The organism is Halohasta litorea (genome assembly GCF_024494645.1).
GTDB lineage: Archaea > Halobacteriota > Halobacteria > Halobacteriales > Haloferacaceae > Halohasta > Halohasta litorea.
In genome coordinates, this window is record NZ_JANHDJ010000001.1 from 722,920 (window position 1) to 739,808 (window position 16,889).

Consider the following 16,889-nt stretch of genomic DNA (forward strand, 5'->3'; position numbering starts at 1 on the left):
ACAGCACTATTTACGGCTGGGAATAGAAGCCGGAGTATGGTCAGCTACGACGAACTCCACGATCCGAACGCGGAGTACACGATGCGGGAACTCTCCGCGGAGACGATGGGTGTCACCGGCGAGCGCGGCGGCAACCGCGACGTCGAGATTACCGACGTACAGACGACGATGGTCGACGGCAACTTCCCCTGGACGCTCGTGCGCGTCTACACCGATGCGGGCATCGTCGGCACCGGCGAAGCCTACTGGGGTGCGGGAGCGCCGGAGCTCATCGAGCGGATGAAACCTTTTGTCATCGGTGAGAACCCCCTCGATATCGATCGAATGACCGAGCACCTCGTCCAGAAGATGTCCGGCGAGGGTTCCATCGGCGGGGTCACCGTCACCGCGATTTCGGGTATCGAGGTCGCACTCCACGATCTGGCGGGCAAGATCCTCGGCGTCCCGGCCTACCAGCTGCTGGGCGGCAAATACCGCGACAAAGTTCGGGTCTACTGTGACTGCCACACGGCCGACGAGGCCGACCCGATCGCCTGTGCCGACGAGGCCGAACGCGTCGTCGACGAACTCGGCTACGACGCCCTCAAGTTCGATCTCGACGTTCCCTCCGGCCACGAGAAGGATCGAGCGAACCGCCACCTGCGCGGCATCGAGATCGACCACAAAGTCAGCATCGTCGAGGCCGTGACCGAACGCGTCGGCTCCCGGGCTGACGTGGCCTTCGACTGCCACTGGACGTTCTCCGGTGGAAGTGCGAAACGGCTCGCCGAGGCACTCGAACCTTACGACGTCTGGTGGCTCGAAGACCCCGTCCCGCCGGAGAACCACGACGTCCAGCGGGAGGTTACCCAGTCGACCTCTACCCCCATCGGCGTCGGCGAGAACGTCTATCGGAAACACGGTCAGCGCCGCCTGATCGAAAATCAGGCCGTCGACATCATCGCGCCGGATATGCCGAAGGTAGGCGGGATGCGCGAGACCCGGAAGATCGCCGATCTCGCCGATATGTACTACATCCCGGTGGCGATGCACAACGTCGCCTCACCGATTGCGACGATGGGGTCGGCCCACGTCGGCGCGGCGATCCCCAACTCGCTGGCCGTCGAGTACCACAGCTACGAACTCGGCTGGTGGGAGGACCTGGTCGAAGAGGACGTCATCGAGGACGGCTACATCGAGATCCCCGAGAAACCGGGTCTCGGCGTCACCCTCGACATGGATGTCGTCGAAGAGAAGATGGTCGACGGCGAAACCCTGTTCGACGAAGCGTAAGCTTCGTCGGGCCAGCAAATCTTCGATCTGCGTTGTTCAACGAGGCATAAGCGTCGTCGTGCCAGCGACTCCCCGATTCGCGTTGTTTGACGAAGCCAGAGGGGCTGGCCGATCGACCCGGCGTCGACTGATAGCCAGCGACTACTTTCCGGTAGGAAAGTCGTCCCGTCATACATTTTGTATCTCTAGTCGGGTCGCCGATTGGTTGTGTATCGGTGATACAGTACCGACATACAACTATGAGGACAGTAGATGTATCGTGGGGTATGGCAGCCATCGAACTGTACGATCGGCCGGACTGTCCGTACTCCAAACGCGTTCGTCGCGTGCTCGACGTCCTGGAGGTAGACTACGAGGAGGTCGTCGTCCCCGAGTCGAAAGCCGACCGGGACGAACTCGAAGCGATCAGCGGCCAGCGGGGCGTACCGGTGTTGGTCGACGACGACCACCCCGACGGTTGGCTGGCCGACAGCGGCGAAATCTCGACGTATCTCAAAGACACTTACGGCGCGTAGCTCCCGCTACCCACTGTCACATCAGTGTCAGGATCTCCCCCGAACTCCGGCCAGCCGCGCCTGTCAGTAGCCCTAATAATAAGAACTATTATTGGACGGGCAGTGTGTTAATATATGACTGTCGTTAGCGTTTCGATGCCGGAGGATCTGCTCAGTCGAATCGACTCCTTTGCCGACGAACACGGCTATACGGGTCGCAGCGAGGTCGTCCGGGAGGCCGCCCGGAACCTGTTGGGCGAGTTCGAGGACAAGCGGCTCGAAGACCGGGATCTGATTTCGATCGTGACGGTGCTGTTTAACTACGAGACGACCAGCGTCGAAGAGCGGATGATGCAGCTGCGGCACGAACACGAGGGGCTGGTCGCCTCGAACTTCCACAGTCACGTCGGCAACCACTACTGTATGGAGCTGTTCGTCCTCGAAGGCCGACTCGACGAGATTTCGACGTTCGTTGGCAAGATCCGAGCCACACAGGACACGCTGTCGGTCGACTACTCGGTGATGCCGGTCGACGATTTCAGTTCGCTGGAGGATTTCAGCTGAAGCCACCAGTCCGCAGTCGGATTACTCGATGAATCGATCGGCGATGTACACAGAGAGCCCCGCCAGTCCGAGCCCGAAGAGGATGTCGACGGCCCAGTGAATCCCCAAGTACATCGTCGAGATGATGATGCTGACCGCGAGAACGGTTGCGATCCCGAGCCAGATCGGATAGGCCTCCCGCGTTTTGTAGGCGAACAGCGCGACCGTCGCCGACAGCGAGGTGTGGAGCGACGGGAAGACGTTGGTTCGGCTGTTGACCTCGCTTGTGAGTAGCTCGTTTGCCGTTTCGGAGCCGGTCATTCCATACAGGTGGTTCTCGTAGACGACTTTCGCTGCCTCTGCGCCCGCCTCGATACCATACCAGTTCCGCGGGCCGTAGGCGATAAAGAGGATGTACAACGTGAGTCCGATGAAGTAGTTGATACTGTAGGCGACGACGAGCCGCTGGAAGGGTTTGCGATCCGACAGCGCGAGGTAGGCCAACACGGGAAAGACCAACACGAACACGTAGCCATAGACGTACACCGACGAGAAGTACGTCGTCAGCGCTTGGGATTCGAACGACTGAATCGTCGCAACGATCCCGGCGTCGTAGGCCGCCAACAGATAGGTGATCTCGTAGCCGATCTGCCAGGAGAGGTCTTGGGCCGAATCGCGGGTGATCGAGTTGAGAATCAACACGACGATGAGAACAGCCAGATAGGGGGCCGACTCACGGAGCCGGGGCCGGAGCTCGGTCCGGAGGGCTGCGAGTCGGTTCGGCCCGACGAGCGTGACCGCGCCGACTAGACAGAACATGGCGACGACGGCCGTGACTTCGAGGAGGATTGCGCGTAGCATGGTTATGAAACGAGTTCGTTGTCGCTGTTGTACTGATAGCCGAGTTCCCGGAGCTGTTCGCGTGCGTCTTCGACCGACAGCACCCCATCAGTGCCGAGAAACGGGACGATCGGATCAGTGTCGGTTTCGGCGTCCCACTGGAGCGACTCGGCGAGCCAGTCGGTTCCAGCCAGCGGGCTCGCCGCTGGCGTCCCGTAGCCGTCGAAGCTCTCTTCGACCAGCGCCTGCTTGTCGAGGAGTTGAGCGACGAACTGTCGGACGTTCGGGTTCCGAAGCGGCTCTCGGCGAGTGTTGAAGCCGAGGTGATAAAACGCGTTTGGCTGGCTCTCGATAAGTTCGATCTCGGCACTGTTCTCGGCGACCGTTGAGACCCCCGTGTCGACTGGTCCCACTGTTGCGTCGGCGTTGCCCGCTTCGACGAGGCCGACCACGGCGGTCGTCGACACCGCCTCCACGGTGACGGTATCGAACGGTGGAACTCCGCCATACGGCTCCGGTGGTTGTGCGCCGTCGGTGACTGTCGGTACGTCCTGGTCGGATGGGGTGGCCGTGCCGTTGGTAACCGGTTCCTCGTCGCTGTTGCCGTCCTGGCCGTCGAGGATCGAGGACCACCAGTCGGTTTCGGGCTCCGTTTCGTTCGCACTACCGCCTCCCGACGTGACCTGCGGCCAGAGGAAGTGCTGGTCGAACACGGAGAACTCGGCGGTACTATCGCCAGCCGTTTCGAACCGGAGGGGACCGCTCCCGATGGCCCCGCTGTTGGCCGAGGTGAGTGCGAGTGTCGTCCGGCTCGCGCGGTTCGACCCGCCGGTGAGCCGTGTCCGGTCGCGCCAGATGTGGGCTGGCAGGATCGGCACCGTCAGGGCCCGACGGGCGACAGGTCGGATGGTATCAGTGAACGTGAGGCGGAGTCGGTGGCCGTTTTCGACCGTGATGTCTTCGACGAGCGAGACCGGCCCCCGGAACCGTTCGGTCGGGATCGCTCGGCTCGCCGCACCGAGGGAGGTGTCCTGGAGGAACGCGTAGGTAAAGCCGACATCGTAGGCCGACAGCTGCTCGCCGTCGTGCCACAGGAGGTCCTCGCGGAGTTCGATTTCGACTTCGGGTGGCCCGTCGCCGTCGAGCCAGGTGAGCTCGCGGGCGAGCCACGGCACGTACTCCGAGCCATGCTGGAGAGCGATCGAATCGTAGACGAGATCGAGCAGTGTTCCCTCCTGACGGTAGGCCGCCGAAATCGGGTTCCGGTTCGAGGTGAGCCGGTCGTTGGCGGTCGCCAGCCGGAGCGTCCTGTCTTCTGCGGGTGCGTCGTCGGCCCGCTCCAACAGCAGGAGGTTGTGCGGCCGTGTCGGGCCGCCGCGGGCGGCCTCCCGGTCGTCGGGGTCCCAGCCGGTAAACCGGTCGGTCCGAACGCCTGTGAGTCGCTCGGGGACCACGAGCGGCGACATGGGTTGGTTGCGGGCCAGTGTCTCCTGAAGCGTGGTGACCGTCTGCTGTCGGTCATCCCCCGCCTGTGACCGCTGGGCCGCAAGCAGATCGTCACAGGTGAGGTTGGTAAACCCGAAGGGGTTCTGCCAGCCGATATCGGCAGTATAGGTCGATTCGAACAGCGGATACAGCGCGTCGGGGTCCGGCGGCAGCCTAAAGGGGGCCTGTCCGACGTAGATGTCGAAGTCGTGGTTCAACAGAACCTGTTCGGTGAACTGCCCGATGCTGACCAACCGCAGGCGAACATTGATTCCGGCGGCTTCGAGGTTCGACCGCAGCCGCTGGGCGATCCGAATCCCGTAGGGGTCGCTGTCGACGGGAAGGGCCTTGATTTCGAGGGTGAGCTGTGACTGTTCGCCGTCGTCGGCGACGTTCTGGAGCGGGCCCACGCAGCCTGCACTCGCGGCCGCCGAAGCCGCGGCTCCAGCAAGGACTGCGCGGCGAGAGAGCGACGAAGCGGTATCGGGGTGAGTCATCAACGGATACGAAATCGGGTTGTCATCTACTGTTCGACGGTGGGTATATAATAAGACTACGATAGCACAGTTTTCGATATGACTCTCCGGCGGCCTCTCCGCCGATCGTGACCCGCGTGAACCTCCGTCGTGTGGCGGTCTCTCACACGATTAGCGACTCCAGGAGGGTCGATGATTGCGTCGGGAACGAGCCAGGGTAGCAGCTGCCAGCCACATAGATTTATACTTCATCAGAGACGTGTATGTCTGTGGCATTATCAGTAATACTGCAAGGAATCCCCACCAGCGTTGGTGAACTGTTCACACAGTACGGTGATCTCGTGCTTGCGTTCGGCGTCAGAGTTCTCACGTTCATCGTTGCCTTCCTAGTGCTCTACCGGATCGGCAAGTCGGTGTTCGTGCGGATGGTCAAACGGGCACTCGACTCGCGTGAGTTCTCCCCGGCGGTCGTCAGTCTCGGATCGTCAATCGCGGGTGCGGTCGCGCTGTTCGGCGCAGTGGCGGTCGCGGCGGCGGTCGCTGGCGTCGATGCGATCCTGACGGCGTTTGCGACGATCACGGGTGCGCTCGCGTTGGGTGTGGCCTTCGCGGCGGGCGACATCATCGAGAACTTCGTCGCGGGCATCTTCATCCTCAAGGACAAACCGTTCGAGGTCGGCGACCACATCCAGTGGAACGGCAACGAGGGGATCGTCCGGAAGATCGACCTTCGGGTGACGAAGCTCGATACGTTCAACAACGAGCAGGTCACGGTGCCGAACGGCGATCTCGCCAACTCGGTCGTGATGAACCCCGTCGCCAACGACACTCGGCGGGTTACCTTCGATTTCGGCATCGAGTACGATGCCGACATCGAACTCGCCCGTGAGATCATCATCGACGAGGCCAACAAGATCGACGGCATCCTCGCCGACCCCGAACCGACCGCACCCGTCACCGGGCTGGCGGATTCGGCAGTCGTTCTCAACGGTCGGGTCTGGATCAACCCCCGAGAGACGGGCGCTGGCGGCGTGCGAACCAAGTGGGTCGAGGCCGTCAAGAACCGCTTCGACGCCGAGGGCGTCGGGATGCCGTACCCGCACACCGAACTCACCGGTTCGGTGTCGGTCGACGGTATCGACGGGATGTCGACCGGTCCGGTCACCAACGACTAACGCCACTGCCGGGCAGCAGTTCTGCGGTGCAGTCTTTTATTACTCCGCCTCGCCGACGGCGCTGGCTGTCGACCGGAGCGCGGTGCGGCTCGCCGAGGGTGGCCGCCCGCGTGGATTGCAAGGTTCAAATGGGCTGGGAACACACCAGTCGGTATGAACGGCAATCGGTTCGGTCGGCTCTTCGAAGTGACGACCTACGGCGAGAGCCACGGCGAGGCGATGGGGGTCACCGTCAGTGGCTGCCCGGCAGGCCTCGAACTCGACGCCGAGGACATCCAGCGCGAACTCGACCGGCGGAAACCCGGCCAGTCGATGATCACCACCTCCCGCGGGGAGCCCGACGCGGTGAAGATCAACTCCGGGGTCCAGGACGGCTACACCACAGGCACCCCGATCGGGATGGTCATCGAGAACAAAGACGCCCAGTCGGGCAAGTACGAGCCCTACGTCACCGCCCCTCGCCCCTCGCACGGCGATTTCACCTACTCCGCCAAATTCGGGACGCGGAACTGGGGCGGCGGTGGCCGCTCTTCCGCGCGGGAGACGGTCAACTGGGTCGCCGCCGGGGCGATTGCCAAGAAGATCAACGAGACCCACGGGATCGAAGTTAAGGCTCACGTCAACCAGATCGGCGACGTGAAAGCCGGTAAGGTGACGTGGGAGGACATGCTCGAACACACCGAAGAAAACGAGATCCGGTGTGCCGATCCCGAGGCCGCCGAAGAAATGCGAGATCTCGCCGACAAATACCAGAAAGAAGGCGACTCCATCGGTGGCTCGATCTACTTCGAGGCTCGCGGCGTTCCTCGGGGACTGGGCGCGCCGCGGTTCGACTCGTTCCCCTCGCGGCTCGGCCAGGCGATGTTTTCGATTCCCGCCTGTACCCATGTCGAGTTCGGCCTCGGCAAGGAGGCCCGCGAGTGGACCGGCAAGGACCGCAACGAGGACTGGGCGTTCGACGACAACGGCGACCCCGTCCCGGAGGGGAACAAACACGGCGGGCTCCAAGGCGGCATCACCACCGGCCAGCCGATCTACGGCGAGGCGACCTGGCACGCCCCCACGTCGATCCCGAAAAAGCAGCAAACGGTCGACTGGGAAACCGGCGAGGAAAAGGAGATCCAGGTCGTCGGCCGACACGACCCCGTCCTGCCGCCGCGTGGCGTCCCGGTCGTCGAGGCCATGCTGAACCTGCAGATCGTCGACTTCATGCTGCTGTCGGGCCGCATCAACCCCGACCGACTCGATGGCGACGTGGGCGAGTACGATACTGACTACCACCCGCGCAGTCCGGATAATATGGAGTAGTCGACTACCTATTCATAATGGAAAGTTATTTAAAGCACAATTAGATTACTCCTCAGCTAAAATCCTACTAGAGGCAAATAATTATAAAAAATTCGACTGGTTTTAGTCGGGCCGAATCTGACTAAACTCTATGGTATCTGATTTAAAAATGAAACCTGTAGTTTTTATTCAGCTACTGTGGAGCTTGGCGCTCGGCGAGAACATTTGAAGATCCACCAGCTGGATTATTCCATATTACTCTTATAACTTCTCCAGATGAATACCCAAGTTCCACACTATCACCAGTGGTGACTGGATCTTCGGCGAACGTCACACCGCCACTACTATTAGTTACATTTAGTGTGCTGTTGGGGATGTTGTCTCCGCCATTATGCGTAACTGTCACATTATCATCAGCAAATTCGAAACTGAATGATGCCTGTGGTGCGTTGTTTGAAACCTGATCGCCGAGGCCGAGGACGAACGCGCCGATTACGGCTGCCAGAATGACGGTGATGGCCACCATCAGAATGACGCCGATGACCGGCGAGACGCCACGGTCCGAGTCGTCTGTGAATAGTTCTTTGAACATGGTATTTCCTTGAATCACGTGACCGTACCAGGAGGACAGTCATCCGGAGTGCCAGCCGACAGTGAGCCCGCTGCGGGGTGCCCGTGTCGGCGCTCTCGTGTCCCCTGTACAGTCGTGATATCCTGACAGTGGCTATGTGCTTACTTAAATATTTGTGAGTGTTTTTCACGATTGATACTCCTCCGGAGACACGCTGTGACGGCCCGATAGGGCCGTCTCGGCCGACAGGCCTCGGCTACTGCTCGGGCGGCTGCCAATTCGCTACTGAGTGGTCGCCGTCAGTTGGGCCACTCGTCCTCGTCGAGCGTATTCGACGCGCCGCCCGAGGGGTCGAGCCAGACGATCCGCACCGTGTCGCCGCCTTTGGCGATCGGCTCGCCGGAGTCGTTGTACAGCTCCAGGTCGTCACCCGACGAGATCGGGGTCGACCACCCCGAGGCGTCCGTGATGTTTGTCGCCGCCGTATCGGGCTCCGGATAGGCTTCCGTGCGGTCGATTCTCACCTCGATGGTGTCGTTGTCGAGGTTCTCACCCCCGTTGTGGCTAATCGTCAGATTCGTCTGTTCGTCGTAGTCGAAACTGAATGACGTCTGCGGTGGCTCCCCCGGCACCTGGCCGCCGCTTCCGAAGGCGTAGGTGCCGACCACCGACGCCAGAATCACCGTGATTGCGACCAGTAGAATAATGCCCACCACTGGCGATGCGCCGCGGTCCCCGCTGTCGAGTGCTCCTGTGTGCATGCGTTATGAGTCCCCGACCGACCTCGGGGGTGTTGCTGCGCTGCCGACACCGCCACCACCGGTGTCGTCCTCCCTTGGCTCGGCCGTGATATCTGAAATATCAAATCTATTTATTTAACTATTGATGACGTACCGAAGAACTTGACTGTCTCCCACGTCTGCACGAACTGTAGGACCGACCACGAACGACTGAGGGCGATTCGTATCATCGAACAGCCACGTTAGTCGGCTGGTCTGCCGAACCGTGTGGGGTTCCGTGTCATATCCGGATAGCTGTCTACTATATCTGAATAGTACCGAGTATATCGGGGTGCTCGTGGTCGCCTACTGGACATTTATTCAACGAACAGAGTCTTTCATTATTGTTCCTTGGCAATCCATAGCAAACTCTTTTACCCGGGGCTGGCAAATCACGGATACTAGTGGCCCAGAGGGGCCGTGACCTCAAATTATGACCGATAACGAACTCATCTGGCGAATTGCAGGGGGTTCCGGCGACGGGATCGCTTCAACGAGCCAGAACTTCGCGAAAGCCCTGATGCGTTCGGGGCTGAACGTATTCACACACCGACACTATCCGTCGCGGATTCGCGGCGGCCACACCTACACCGAGATCCGCGCCTCGGCCGACCCCGTCAAATCGCGGGGCGACGGCTACAACTTCCTGCTGGCGCTGGGTGACTCCTTCGCACGCAACCCGAAGGAAGGCTCGGTGTACGGCAACGAGGAGATCAAACCCCTCTCGGAGAACCTCGACGAACTCCGCGAGGGCGGCGTCATCATCTACGATTCGGGGCTCCTGGATGCCTCGGAGATCGAGAACTTCGACGAGCGCGTCGAGGAGAACAACTGGCACGTCTACGATCTCGACCTCCGAACGATGGCCCGCGAACAGGGCCGTGAGGTCATGCGGAACACTGCCGGTGTCGGCGCGACCTGCGCGCTCGCCGGGATCGAACTCGAATGGATCGAAGAGCTCATGACCGAGGCGATGCCGGAGAAGATCCTCGAACCCAACCTCGAGATCCTCCACAACGCCCACGACATGGTCGACGAGGAGTACGACGTCGACGCACACGACGTCAAGATCCCCGAGGGGAGCCACGACGAAGAGCAGGTCCTGCTCTCGGGCTCCGATTCGATCGCCTACGGCTCGCTCGACGAGGGCTGCCGGTTCATCGCGGGCTACCCGATGACCCCGTGGACCGAGGTCTTCACCATCATGAGCCAGAACCTGCCCGAAGTCGGCGGGATCTCCGAACAGGTCGAAGACGAGATCGCCGCGGCGGCGCTGGCAGTCGGTGCCAGCCACGCCGGCACCAAGGCGATGTCGGGCTCCTCGGGTGGCGGCTTCGCCCTGATGAGCGAACCGCTCGGCCTCGCGGAGATGACCGAAACGCCGGTCGTCCTCATCGAGGCGATGCGCGCAGGCCCCTCGACGGGACTGCCGACCAAGCCCGAACAGGCCGACCTCGAACACGTGCTGTACACCTCCCAGGGTGACTCCCAGCGCGTCGTCTTCGCGCCCGGCACGGTCGCCGAGGCCTACACCCAGACCCGGCGTGCGTTCCAGATCGCCTACGAGTACCAGATCCCGGCGATCGTGCTCTACGATCAGAAGCTCGGCGGCGAGCTGATGAACGTGCCCGCGTCGGTCTTCGACGAGGAGCCGAACCCATCGCTCGGCTCGACGCTCACCGAAGACGAGCTCGCCGAGGCCCCACACGACGAGAGTGGGAAGTACAGCCGCTTCCAGCACGACGTCGAAGACGGCGTCAGCCCGCGGTCGATCCCCGGCCAGAAGGGCGGTCGCTTCCTCGCGACGGGTAACGAACACACGCCCGAGGGACACATCGAGGAGTCCCCCGAGAACCGTGTGGCCCAGATGGACCGCCGGACCCAGAAGCTCGAAGCCATCTCGGCGGATCTCTCCTCGCAGGACGAGACCCACCAGACCTACCACGGTCCCGACGAGGCAGAGTACGGTCTGATGACCTTCGGCAGTTCGCAGGGAACCGTCGAAGAGGCCGTCGACCGACTCAACGACCAGGGGTACTCGGTCAAGTCCCTCGGTGTCTCGGATATGGCACCGTATCCGAAAGACGAGGTCAGCGAGTTCATCGAGAGCGTAGACGAGGTGCTCGTCGTCGAGATGAACGCCTCCGCGCAGTTCCGCGGCCTGACCCAGAAGGAACTCGGCCAGTACGGCGAGAAACTGTCGAGCCTGCTCAAGTACAACGGCAACCCCTTCGAGCCGGCCGACATCGTCGAAGGCTTCGTCACGACAATCGTCGAGGACGAAGAGCTAACTGGCATCGAAACCAAATTCGTCCCAGCAGCAGGTGACTAACCATGAGTGCATTTTCAGCAATCGGTGAAGGACGCGAAGTAGACCAGAACGACTACACGCCGGAGCTTGAACCACAGGCGACGTGGTGTCCCGGCTGCGGTGACTTCGGTGTCCTGAAGGCACTGAAGGGCGCGGCCCAAGAGCTCGGCAAATCTCCCGAGGAGATGCTGCTCACGACGGGGATCGGCTGTTCGGGCAAACTGAACAGCTACTTCGACAGCTACGGGTTCCACACCATCCACGGTCGCTCGCTGCCGGTCGCGCGAGCGGCCAAACTCGCCAACCCCGGCGTCGAAGTGATCGCCGCCGGTGGCGACGGTGACGGCTACGGGATCGGTGGCAACCACTTCATGCACACCGCCCGCGAGAACCACGACATGACCTACATCGTGTTCAACAACGAGATCTTCGGCCTCACCAAGGGCCAGACCTCGCCGACGAGCCCGAAGGGTCACAAGTCGAAAACCCAGCCACACGGCAGCGCCAAAGAGCCGCTTCGCCCACTGTCGCTCAGCCTTACCTCGGGGTCGTCCTACATTGCACGGACGGCAGCAGTCAACCCGAACCAGGCCAAAGAGATCATCGTCGAGGCGATGGAGCACGACGGCTTCGCGCACATCGACTTCCTCACCCAGTGTCCGACCTGGAACAAGGACGCCCGACAGTACGTCCCCTACATCGACGTCAACGAGTCCGACGACTACGACTTCGACCCAACGGACCGACGTGAGGCCGCCGATATGATGGCCGAGACCGAGCAGGCCCTCCACGAAGGGAAGGTCCTGACCGGCCGGTTCTACGTCGATAACGACCGCCCATCGTACGGCGAGGAGAAGCGTGCGATCGGCGAGATGCCCGAGGAGCCGCTGGCCGAGCGCTACTTCGACGACTCCTACGAGTGGGAGCGATCGGCTGACCTGTTCCTCGACAAGCACAAATAGTCGGCTGCGGCCCCTCGGTTTCGACGGCGCGAAAACGCTTTTCCGTTCGCAAGGTATTTTTTCGTTGGAGCAAAATATATACGCATGAGTAGTACCTCGACTGAGGATCGTATTCTCTCTGTCCTGGAGGACGACGCACAGGCCTCCTACTCCGAGATCGCCCAGCGGGCGGAGGTCTCGAAGCCGACGGTCCGCAAATACATTCAAAAGCTCGAATCCGACGGCGTGATCGTCGGGTATTCGGCGGACGTCGACCCGAAGAAACTCTCCTCGCAATCGATCGCCATGGTCGGCATCGACGTCGCCAGCGAACAGTACGTCGAGGCTACCCGCGCGCTCAAGGCCCTCGAGTCGGTCGAGGCCTTATATACCTCGTCGGGCGACCACATGCTGATGGCCGAGGTCCGGGCCCAGGACGGCGACGCACTCGGCGACGTGATCAGCGACGACATCCTCGACATCGATGGCGTGACTGCCGCCCACCCGTCGTTCCTCCAGGAACGACTGAAATAACGGCTCTCCCTTCTCTCCGGGCGCTAACGATTTCCGTCCAACAAAACAGTCTCACTCGTTCGAGACAGCCGACCAGCAGCGCCCACAGCGGTCGACGATGGCGAACCGCAATCGCTTGATTCAGTTGGTCTGGCGTCGCGTTCCGTCGAACTCCCCGCTGTGGTCCCGGCTGCCGATCTCGTAGAGCAGCACGATACTCGGGACGATCAGGAGCGCACCGAGGGCCGTCAGCAGGTCGTTGTTGGTCAGCCCGTAGCCGACACTGGCGGCGGCGATGGCGACCGCGACCGTGGCCGCGAGGTAGGAACTCCGCTGGAGTGCCGTCGAAACGCGCTGTGTCACCGACTGAAGGGAACTCATACAGTCATTGATACGGACTGCCCCCACATAAATATCACCGAGCAAATAGATGATGATATACCCCGGTTTATCATACGAGTCCTCCGCACTGCGGGGCGTCAATATAAAAATAGAGCCCTAAACGGGTCTCACGCCGTTGCATCCAACCCTTTGTACGCCAGCACGACACCGACGACGAAGACGATCGTTGCGAGGTAGATCGGCCCGAGGTGGGTCAGCCAGTCGTGGGCGAAGCCGCCCATGTAGTGCATCGGTAGCGCGATCGCCAGCCCCGTCACTGCGACGACGATGGCGGTGGCCCACGCCCACCGCAGGCGCTGGCGGACGCCGAACCACGAAAGCGCCGCGACGGCGATCCCTGTCGAGATGATGAATCCGGAGACGGCGACGTGGAGGTGGCTGATATAAAACGCGACGGTCGGGTCCAACTCCGCGAGTGTCAGCCCGCCGAGGTGGCTCACCCCGAGTTCGAGGCCACTCCCGAAGAAGTTCATGACGAGAAAGACGATCCCGTAGCCGATAAACGCGACTCCGGCAAGTGCCATCAGTAGCGATCCAGTCCACAGACTCGACCCGACGCCGACCTGCGTTTCCTGTTGCCGTGTATGTTCTGTCGACATAGTGCTCACGCTCCTCTCGGAGCCCATGTTAGACAACAACTCACACTGTGATTGTGATTCCGAATTCATCCGCAAGCGGTATTCATTCGAGCGACTGAGCGCGGTATCGGTCGGTACTACTCCGTTTTCGGGATGGTATGTGGGTGCTACTGAAGCGAGTCAGCGGGGTCGATCGACGAACCGGTCGAACGCCCCGCTTTCGGGATGCACGTGGGCGTAGGTGCCCAGCGAGTCGTACTCCAGGAGCCCGTCATGGTCGCCGTCGATGCCGTCGCCGCGGACGATCTCGAAGGCGAATCGGGCATCCGAGTCGACCGAGGCTTTCGAGTAGTGGAACTCGTGGCCGCGGATCGTCTCACCCGCTCCGGCCGTCAGCGTTCCCGCGGTGGCTTCGAGTTCGACGTGGTCGAGCGCCTGATAGCGGTCCTGCATCTCGACATCTGCCGGGAGGATACCGGCCATCTCGTGGGTTGCCCCATCGGCCGTGGTCAACGACTGGCTCATCGCCATGAGGCCGCCGCATTCCCCGAAGACTGGCAGGCCGTCGCTGGCCCGGTCGCCGAGTTCGGCGAGCGTGTCGGTCGCGGCCAGCTCGGCGGCGTGGAGTTCGGGGTAGCCCCCGGGGAGATACACCCCGTCGCAGTCGGGCACCGGATCACCAGCGACCGGCGAGAAGGTTTGGACGGTCGCCCGCTCCTGGAGGCGTTCGATCGAGGCCGGATACCGGAAACAGAAGGCCGCATCGCTGGCGACGGCGACCGTCGCATCGGTCGGTTCGACCCTCCCTGACGGCTCGGGAGGCTGCGGCGGTTCGCGCGCCACGTCGACCAGCCGCTCGGTTTCGAGCTGCTGGGCCGCCTCCGAAAGCGCGTCCTGTGGCAACGCCGACTCCTCACCCATCTCCAGGCCGAGATGCCGGTCGGGGATTTCGAGGTCACCGGACGGCGGAATCCGCCCGAAATAGTCCATACGCTCGGGAAGTGCCTCACGAATCCCCTGCTCGTGTCGACCACCGTGGGCACGCTGGGCGATGATTCCGGCCACCTCGATTTCGCGGCCGATCGCTGCAGCGTACTCCCGGAAGCCGTAGGCGGTGGCGGCGACGCTCTCCATGCCTGCTTTCGCGTCGACCACGAGGACGACCGGGAGATCGAGCGCTTCAGCCACCATCGCAGTGCTGGAGCCATCGCCATCATAGAGGCCCATCACACCCTCGACGACGCAGATGTCGCCCTCGCCGCGGGCGTAGTTGCGGGCCAGTCCCTCCCTTCCTTCGAGCCATAGATCCAGGCTCCTGGAGGGCCGACCCGCGACCGCCTCGTGGTGGCTGGGGTCGATGAAGTCAGGGCCCGCTTTGGCTGGCTGGACCGCGAAACCCGCCTCGTCGAGCGCGCGAATGATCGCCAGCGTGGCGACCGTCTTACCAACACCCGAACTCACACCGCCGACGACGAATCCCTTCATTGCTCGCTTTGTCGGTCGCCCTGCGGTTTAGTCCGTCGAACTGCCAGCATCGACCGATCCGAACCCGGCGTCTCGCTGGCTCCCGACCCGCCAGCGTGATCGGCCAATTCGGCCACCGAAATGCGACTGCCCGACTCCTCAGCGTGGGTGAGTTTTTCCCAAGTCGAACGATCACGGCAAGCGAGCAGCTGCCACGTTCCGAGCACAGTTGGAAGTAGACCCCTCTCCGGCGTGAGATCACTGTGCTTGTGGAGCCTGACGAACTCGACGTTTTCTATCGATTTTCAGGTCCGACTTGCGGTTATCTACCACAGCGATTCCAGGAACCGCGCTGACGTTTCGATTTCGCCTTCGGCTGCAGTCGGCCGAGCCGCGAACCTGTCACGAGACACTACCGACCTTCGTGGGCCGAGTCGCTCTTATATCCGTAGTGGGGAGAGTCAACATGGCACCCCAACGCTACGACCGCCTCCACCGACTCTACGAGGCGTTCGATACCGAGACACTGCGCGCCCACCAGCGGTTCGTCGATCTGTTTCCCCCAGTCGATTCGCCGGTCGCGCTCTCCCACTGGGAGGAGGCCTCCGACGAACTCGGGCGACTGAAGGCCGAAATCGCCGCCAGTTTCACCGATAGCGACCCCACCGAGGGCGAGACGGTCGCCGAGATCGCCGCCCGCGCCGATCGCGATCAGGCCTTTACCGCGCTCGATCTCCACAGCAGCTACAACCGCGCGGTCAACGCCCTCGTCTTGGATGTCGACGAAACGCTCCGGTCGGCCGGTGGGACCGACAACGAAATCCCCAGAGAGACGCTCCACGCCCTCGTCGAGTTCCACGAGGCCGGGGTGCCGATCATCATCTGTACGGGCCAGACGCTCGAAAACGTCAAGGGATTCATGATCCAGGGGCTGGGTAGCGAGATCGTCCACTCCGGGGAGCTGAGTATCGTCTACGAAGCAGGCACTGGCGTCTTCACACCCGGCCACGGCTCGGAGACCAAACAGTTGCTGTACGAAGGGCTCGATCCGGATCTCCAGGAGGTCTTCGACTCGGTTCGGAGTCGCGTGCTGCCGGAGGCACCCCCGGAGCTCCGCCGCGGCTGTCACCTCCAGGGCAACGAGTTCAACATCACGCTCAAGCCGAACTTCGAGACCGGCAGCCAGCGGGCGGCCGACGTTATCGACGCCGGACTCGTCTATCTGATCGATCTCCTGGCGAAGGCCGTCGGCATCGCCGTCGACACCGAGAGAGCCGACAGTGATCACTCGCTCCCGGCGGTAGCCCGGGCCTACTACGCCGATGCGGACCCCGAAATCCACGACGTGCTGGTGAGCGAAGACGCGCTGCCCGACTGTAGCGTCAGTGAGGTTCCGGATGACCTCCGATCGATCTTCGACCGGATCGATGTCGCCTACTACCACGCCGACGCCGCCGAAATCGGCTCGCTGGAACTCAACAAAGCCGCCGGAGTCGAGGCCGCACTTGAGGTAGTGGGCGTCGACGATCCGTTCGTGCTCGTGATGGGCGACAGCAAATCCGATCTGCGGGTGATGGAGTGGGTCGCAGCCGACAACTGCGGGCTGAGTGCAGCCCCCGACCACGCTTCGGAGGGTGTGCTCGATCACGTTCAGTCGACCGACGGACTCGTCTTCGACCGCGGGGCCTCCGCGGCGATGTTACGGACGATCTACGTGTACAATCTGCTGACCGAACTCGACTGACCCTCCCATACCGC

General features: G+C 62.1%; 16 protein-coding genes. 9 read left to right on the forward strand and 7 right to left on the reverse strand.

Going from position 1 to position 16,889, the window contains the following annotated elements:
• Window positions 1-36 precede the first annotated feature (36 nt).
• From NO877_RS03840 to NO877_RS03850, 3 genes are all read left to right on the forward strand, one after another.
• Window positions 37-1,272, forward strand: coding sequence for a mandelate racemase/muconate lactonizing enzyme family protein (locus NO877_RS03840; RefSeq protein WP_256394984.1), 1,236 nt, complete (start codon window positions 37-39; stop codon window positions 1,270-1,272).
• Window positions 1,273-1,538: 266 nt separating this feature from the next.
• Window positions 1,539-1,787, forward strand: a complete 249-nt coding sequence (locus NO877_RS03845; RefSeq protein WP_256394985.1) for a glutaredoxin family protein — start codon at window positions 1,539-1,541, stop codon at window positions 1,785-1,787.
• Between the two features lie 114 nt (window positions 1,788-1,901).
• Window positions 1,902-2,330 (forward strand): CopG family ribbon-helix-helix protein, encoded by a 429-nt coding sequence (locus NO877_RS03850; RefSeq protein ID WP_256394986.1) that lies wholly within the window; start codon window positions 1,902-1,904, stop codon window positions 2,328-2,330.
• A gap of 21 nt (window positions 2,331-2,351) precedes the next feature.
• On the opposite strand, the gene NO877_RS03855 is transcribed toward NO877_RS03850, so the two are convergent.
• Window positions 2,352-3,170, reverse strand: coding sequence for a phosphatase PAP2 family protein (locus tag NO877_RS03855; protein ID WP_256394987.1), 819 nt, complete (start codon window positions 3,168-3,170; stop codon window positions 2,352-2,354).
• Between the two features lie 2 nt (window positions 3,171-3,172).
• Window positions 3,173-5,131, reverse strand: a complete 1,959-nt coding sequence (locus NO877_RS03860) for an ABC transporter substrate-binding protein (protein ID WP_256394988.1) — start codon at window positions 5,129-5,131, stop codon at window positions 3,173-3,175.
• Between the two features lie 248 nt (window positions 5,132-5,379).
• On the opposite strand from NO877_RS03860, the gene NO877_RS03865 reads away from it, so the two are divergent.
• Together NO877_RS03865 and aroC are read left to right on the forward strand one after the other, a co-directional pair.
• Window positions 5,380-6,285 (forward strand): mechanosensitive ion channel family protein, encoded by a 906-nt coding sequence (locus NO877_RS03865; protein ID WP_256394989.1) that lies wholly within the window; start codon window positions 5,380-5,382, stop codon window positions 6,283-6,285.
• A gap of 153 nt (window positions 6,286-6,438) precedes the next feature.
• The gene (aroC, locus tag NO877_RS03870) at window positions 6,439-7,593 is read left to right on the forward strand and encodes a chorismate synthase (RefSeq protein ID WP_256394990.1); all 1,155 of its coding nucleotides are present in this window, start codon (window positions 6,439-6,441) and stop codon (window positions 7,591-7,593) included.
• A 172-nt stretch (window positions 7,594-7,765) separates the two neighbouring features.
• On the opposite strand, the gene NO877_RS03875 is transcribed toward aroC, so the two are convergent.
• Together NO877_RS03875 and NO877_RS03880 are read right to left on the reverse strand one after the other, a co-directional pair.
• The gene (locus tag NO877_RS03875) at window positions 7,766-8,164 is read right to left on the reverse strand and encodes a type IV pilin domain-containing protein (RefSeq protein ID WP_256394991.1); all 399 of its coding nucleotides are present in this window, start codon (window positions 8,162-8,164) and stop codon (window positions 7,766-7,768) included.
• A gap of 278 nt (window positions 8,165-8,442) precedes the next feature.
• Window positions 8,443-8,904 (reverse strand): type IV pilin domain-containing protein, encoded by a 462-nt coding sequence (locus tag NO877_RS03880; RefSeq protein WP_256394992.1) that lies wholly within the window; start codon window positions 8,902-8,904, stop codon window positions 8,443-8,445.
• Window positions 8,905-9,355: 451 nt separating this feature from the next.
• Here NO877_RS03880 and NO877_RS03885 point away from each other — a divergent pair, with 451 nt between their 5' ends.
• The 3 genes from NO877_RS03885 to lrpA1 all read left to right on the forward strand — a co-directional run bounded on the left by NO877_RS03885 (window position 9,356) and on the right by lrpA1 (window position 12,708).
• Complete coding sequence (locus NO877_RS03885) at window positions 9,356-11,254, forward strand: 2-oxoacid:acceptor oxidoreductase subunit alpha (protein ID WP_256394993.1); 1,899 nt, start codon at window positions 9,356-9,358, stop codon at window positions 11,252-11,254.
• A gap of 2 nt (window positions 11,255-11,256) precedes the next feature.
• Complete coding sequence (locus NO877_RS03890; RefSeq protein WP_256394994.1) at window positions 11,257-12,195, forward strand: thiamine pyrophosphate-dependent enzyme; 939 nt, start codon at window positions 11,257-11,259, stop codon at window positions 12,193-12,195.
• Between the two features lie 84 nt (window positions 12,196-12,279).
• A complete protein-coding gene (gene lrpA1 / locus NO877_RS03895; protein ID WP_256394995.1) occupies window positions 12,280-12,708 on the forward strand; it encodes an HTH-type transcriptional regulator LrpA1 in 429 nt (142 codons plus the stop codon).
• A 120-nt stretch (window positions 12,709-12,828) separates the two neighbouring features.
• Here lrpA1 and NO877_RS03900 read toward each other — a convergent pair whose 3' ends face one another.
• From NO877_RS03900 to NO877_RS03910, 3 genes are all read right to left on the reverse strand, one after another.
• Window positions 12,829-13,068, reverse strand: coding sequence for a hypothetical protein (locus tag NO877_RS03900; RefSeq protein WP_256394996.1), 240 nt, complete (start codon window positions 13,066-13,068; stop codon window positions 12,829-12,831).
• Window positions 13,069-13,196: 128 nt separating this feature from the next.
• The gene (locus tag NO877_RS03905; RefSeq protein WP_256394997.1) at window positions 13,197-13,688 is read right to left on the reverse strand and encodes a hypothetical protein; all 492 of its coding nucleotides are present in this window, start codon (window positions 13,686-13,688) and stop codon (window positions 13,197-13,199) included.
• 159 nt (window positions 13,689-13,847) lie between these two features.
• Entirely contained in the window at window positions 13,848-15,152 is a 1,305-nt protein-coding gene (locus NO877_RS03910) for a cobyrinic acid a,c-diamide synthase (RefSeq protein ID WP_256394998.1), read from the reverse strand.
• Between the two features lie 445 nt (window positions 15,153-15,597).
• Between NO877_RS03910 and NO877_RS03915 the strand changes: the two genes are divergently transcribed.
• A complete protein-coding gene (locus tag NO877_RS03915; RefSeq protein ID WP_256394999.1) occupies window positions 15,598-16,875 on the forward strand; it encodes an HAD family hydrolase in 1,278 nt (425 codons plus the stop codon).
• The last annotated feature ends 14 nt before the right edge of the window (window positions 16,876-16,889 follow it).

Coding starts and splice junctions, on each gene's coding strand:
- NO877_RS03840 (WP_256394984.1), top strand. CDS start 37: ATGGTCAGCTACGACGAACTCCACGATCCGAACGCGGAGTACACGATG.
- NO877_RS03845 (WP_256394985.1), top strand. CDS start 1,539: ATGGCAGCCATCGAACTGTACGATCGGCCGGACTGTCCGTACTCCAAA.
- NO877_RS03850 (WP_256394986.1), top strand. CDS start 1,902: ATGACTGTCGTTAGCGTTTCGATGCCGGAGGATCTGCTCAGTCGAATC.
- NO877_RS03855 (WP_256394987.1), bottom strand. CDS start 3,170: ATGCTACGCGCAATCCTCCTCGAAGTCACGGCCGTCGTCGCCATGTTC.
- NO877_RS03860 (WP_256394988.1), bottom strand. CDS start 5,131: ATGACTCACCCCGATACCGCTTCGTCGCTCTCTCGCCGCGCAGTCCTT.
- aroC (WP_256394990.1), top strand. CDS start 6,439: ATGAACGGCAATCGGTTCGGTCGGCTCTTCGAAGTGACGACCTACGGC.
- NO877_RS03875 (WP_256394991.1), bottom strand. CDS start 8,164: ATGTTCAAAGAACTATTCACAGACGACTCGGACCGTGGCGTCTCGCCG.
- NO877_RS03880 (WP_256394992.1), bottom strand. CDS start 8,904: ATGCACACAGGAGCACTCGACAGCGGGGACCGCGGCGCATCGCCAGTG.
- NO877_RS03885 (WP_256394993.1), top strand. CDS start 9,356: ATGACCGATAACGAACTCATCTGGCGAATTGCAGGGGGTTCCGGCGAC.
- NO877_RS03890 (WP_256394994.1), top strand. CDS start 11,257: ATGAGTGCATTTTCAGCAATCGGTGAAGGACGCGAAGTAGACCAGAAC.
- lrpA1 (WP_256394995.1), top strand. CDS start 12,280: ATGAGTAGTACCTCGACTGAGGATCGTATTCTCTCTGTCCTGGAGGAC.
- NO877_RS03900 (WP_256394996.1), bottom strand. CDS start 13,068: ATGAGTTCCCTTCAGTCGGTGACACAGCGCGTTTCGACGGCACTCCAG.
- NO877_RS03905 (WP_256394997.1), bottom strand. CDS start 13,688: ATGTCGACAGAACATACACGGCAACAGGAAACGCAGGTCGGCGTCGGG.
- NO877_RS03910 (WP_256394998.1), bottom strand. CDS start 15,152: ATGAAGGGATTCGTCGTCGGCGGTGTGAGTTCGGGTGTTGGTAAGACG.
- NO877_RS03915 (WP_256394999.1), top strand. CDS start 15,598: ATGGCACCCCAACGCTACGACCGCCTCCACCGACTCTACGAGGCGTTC.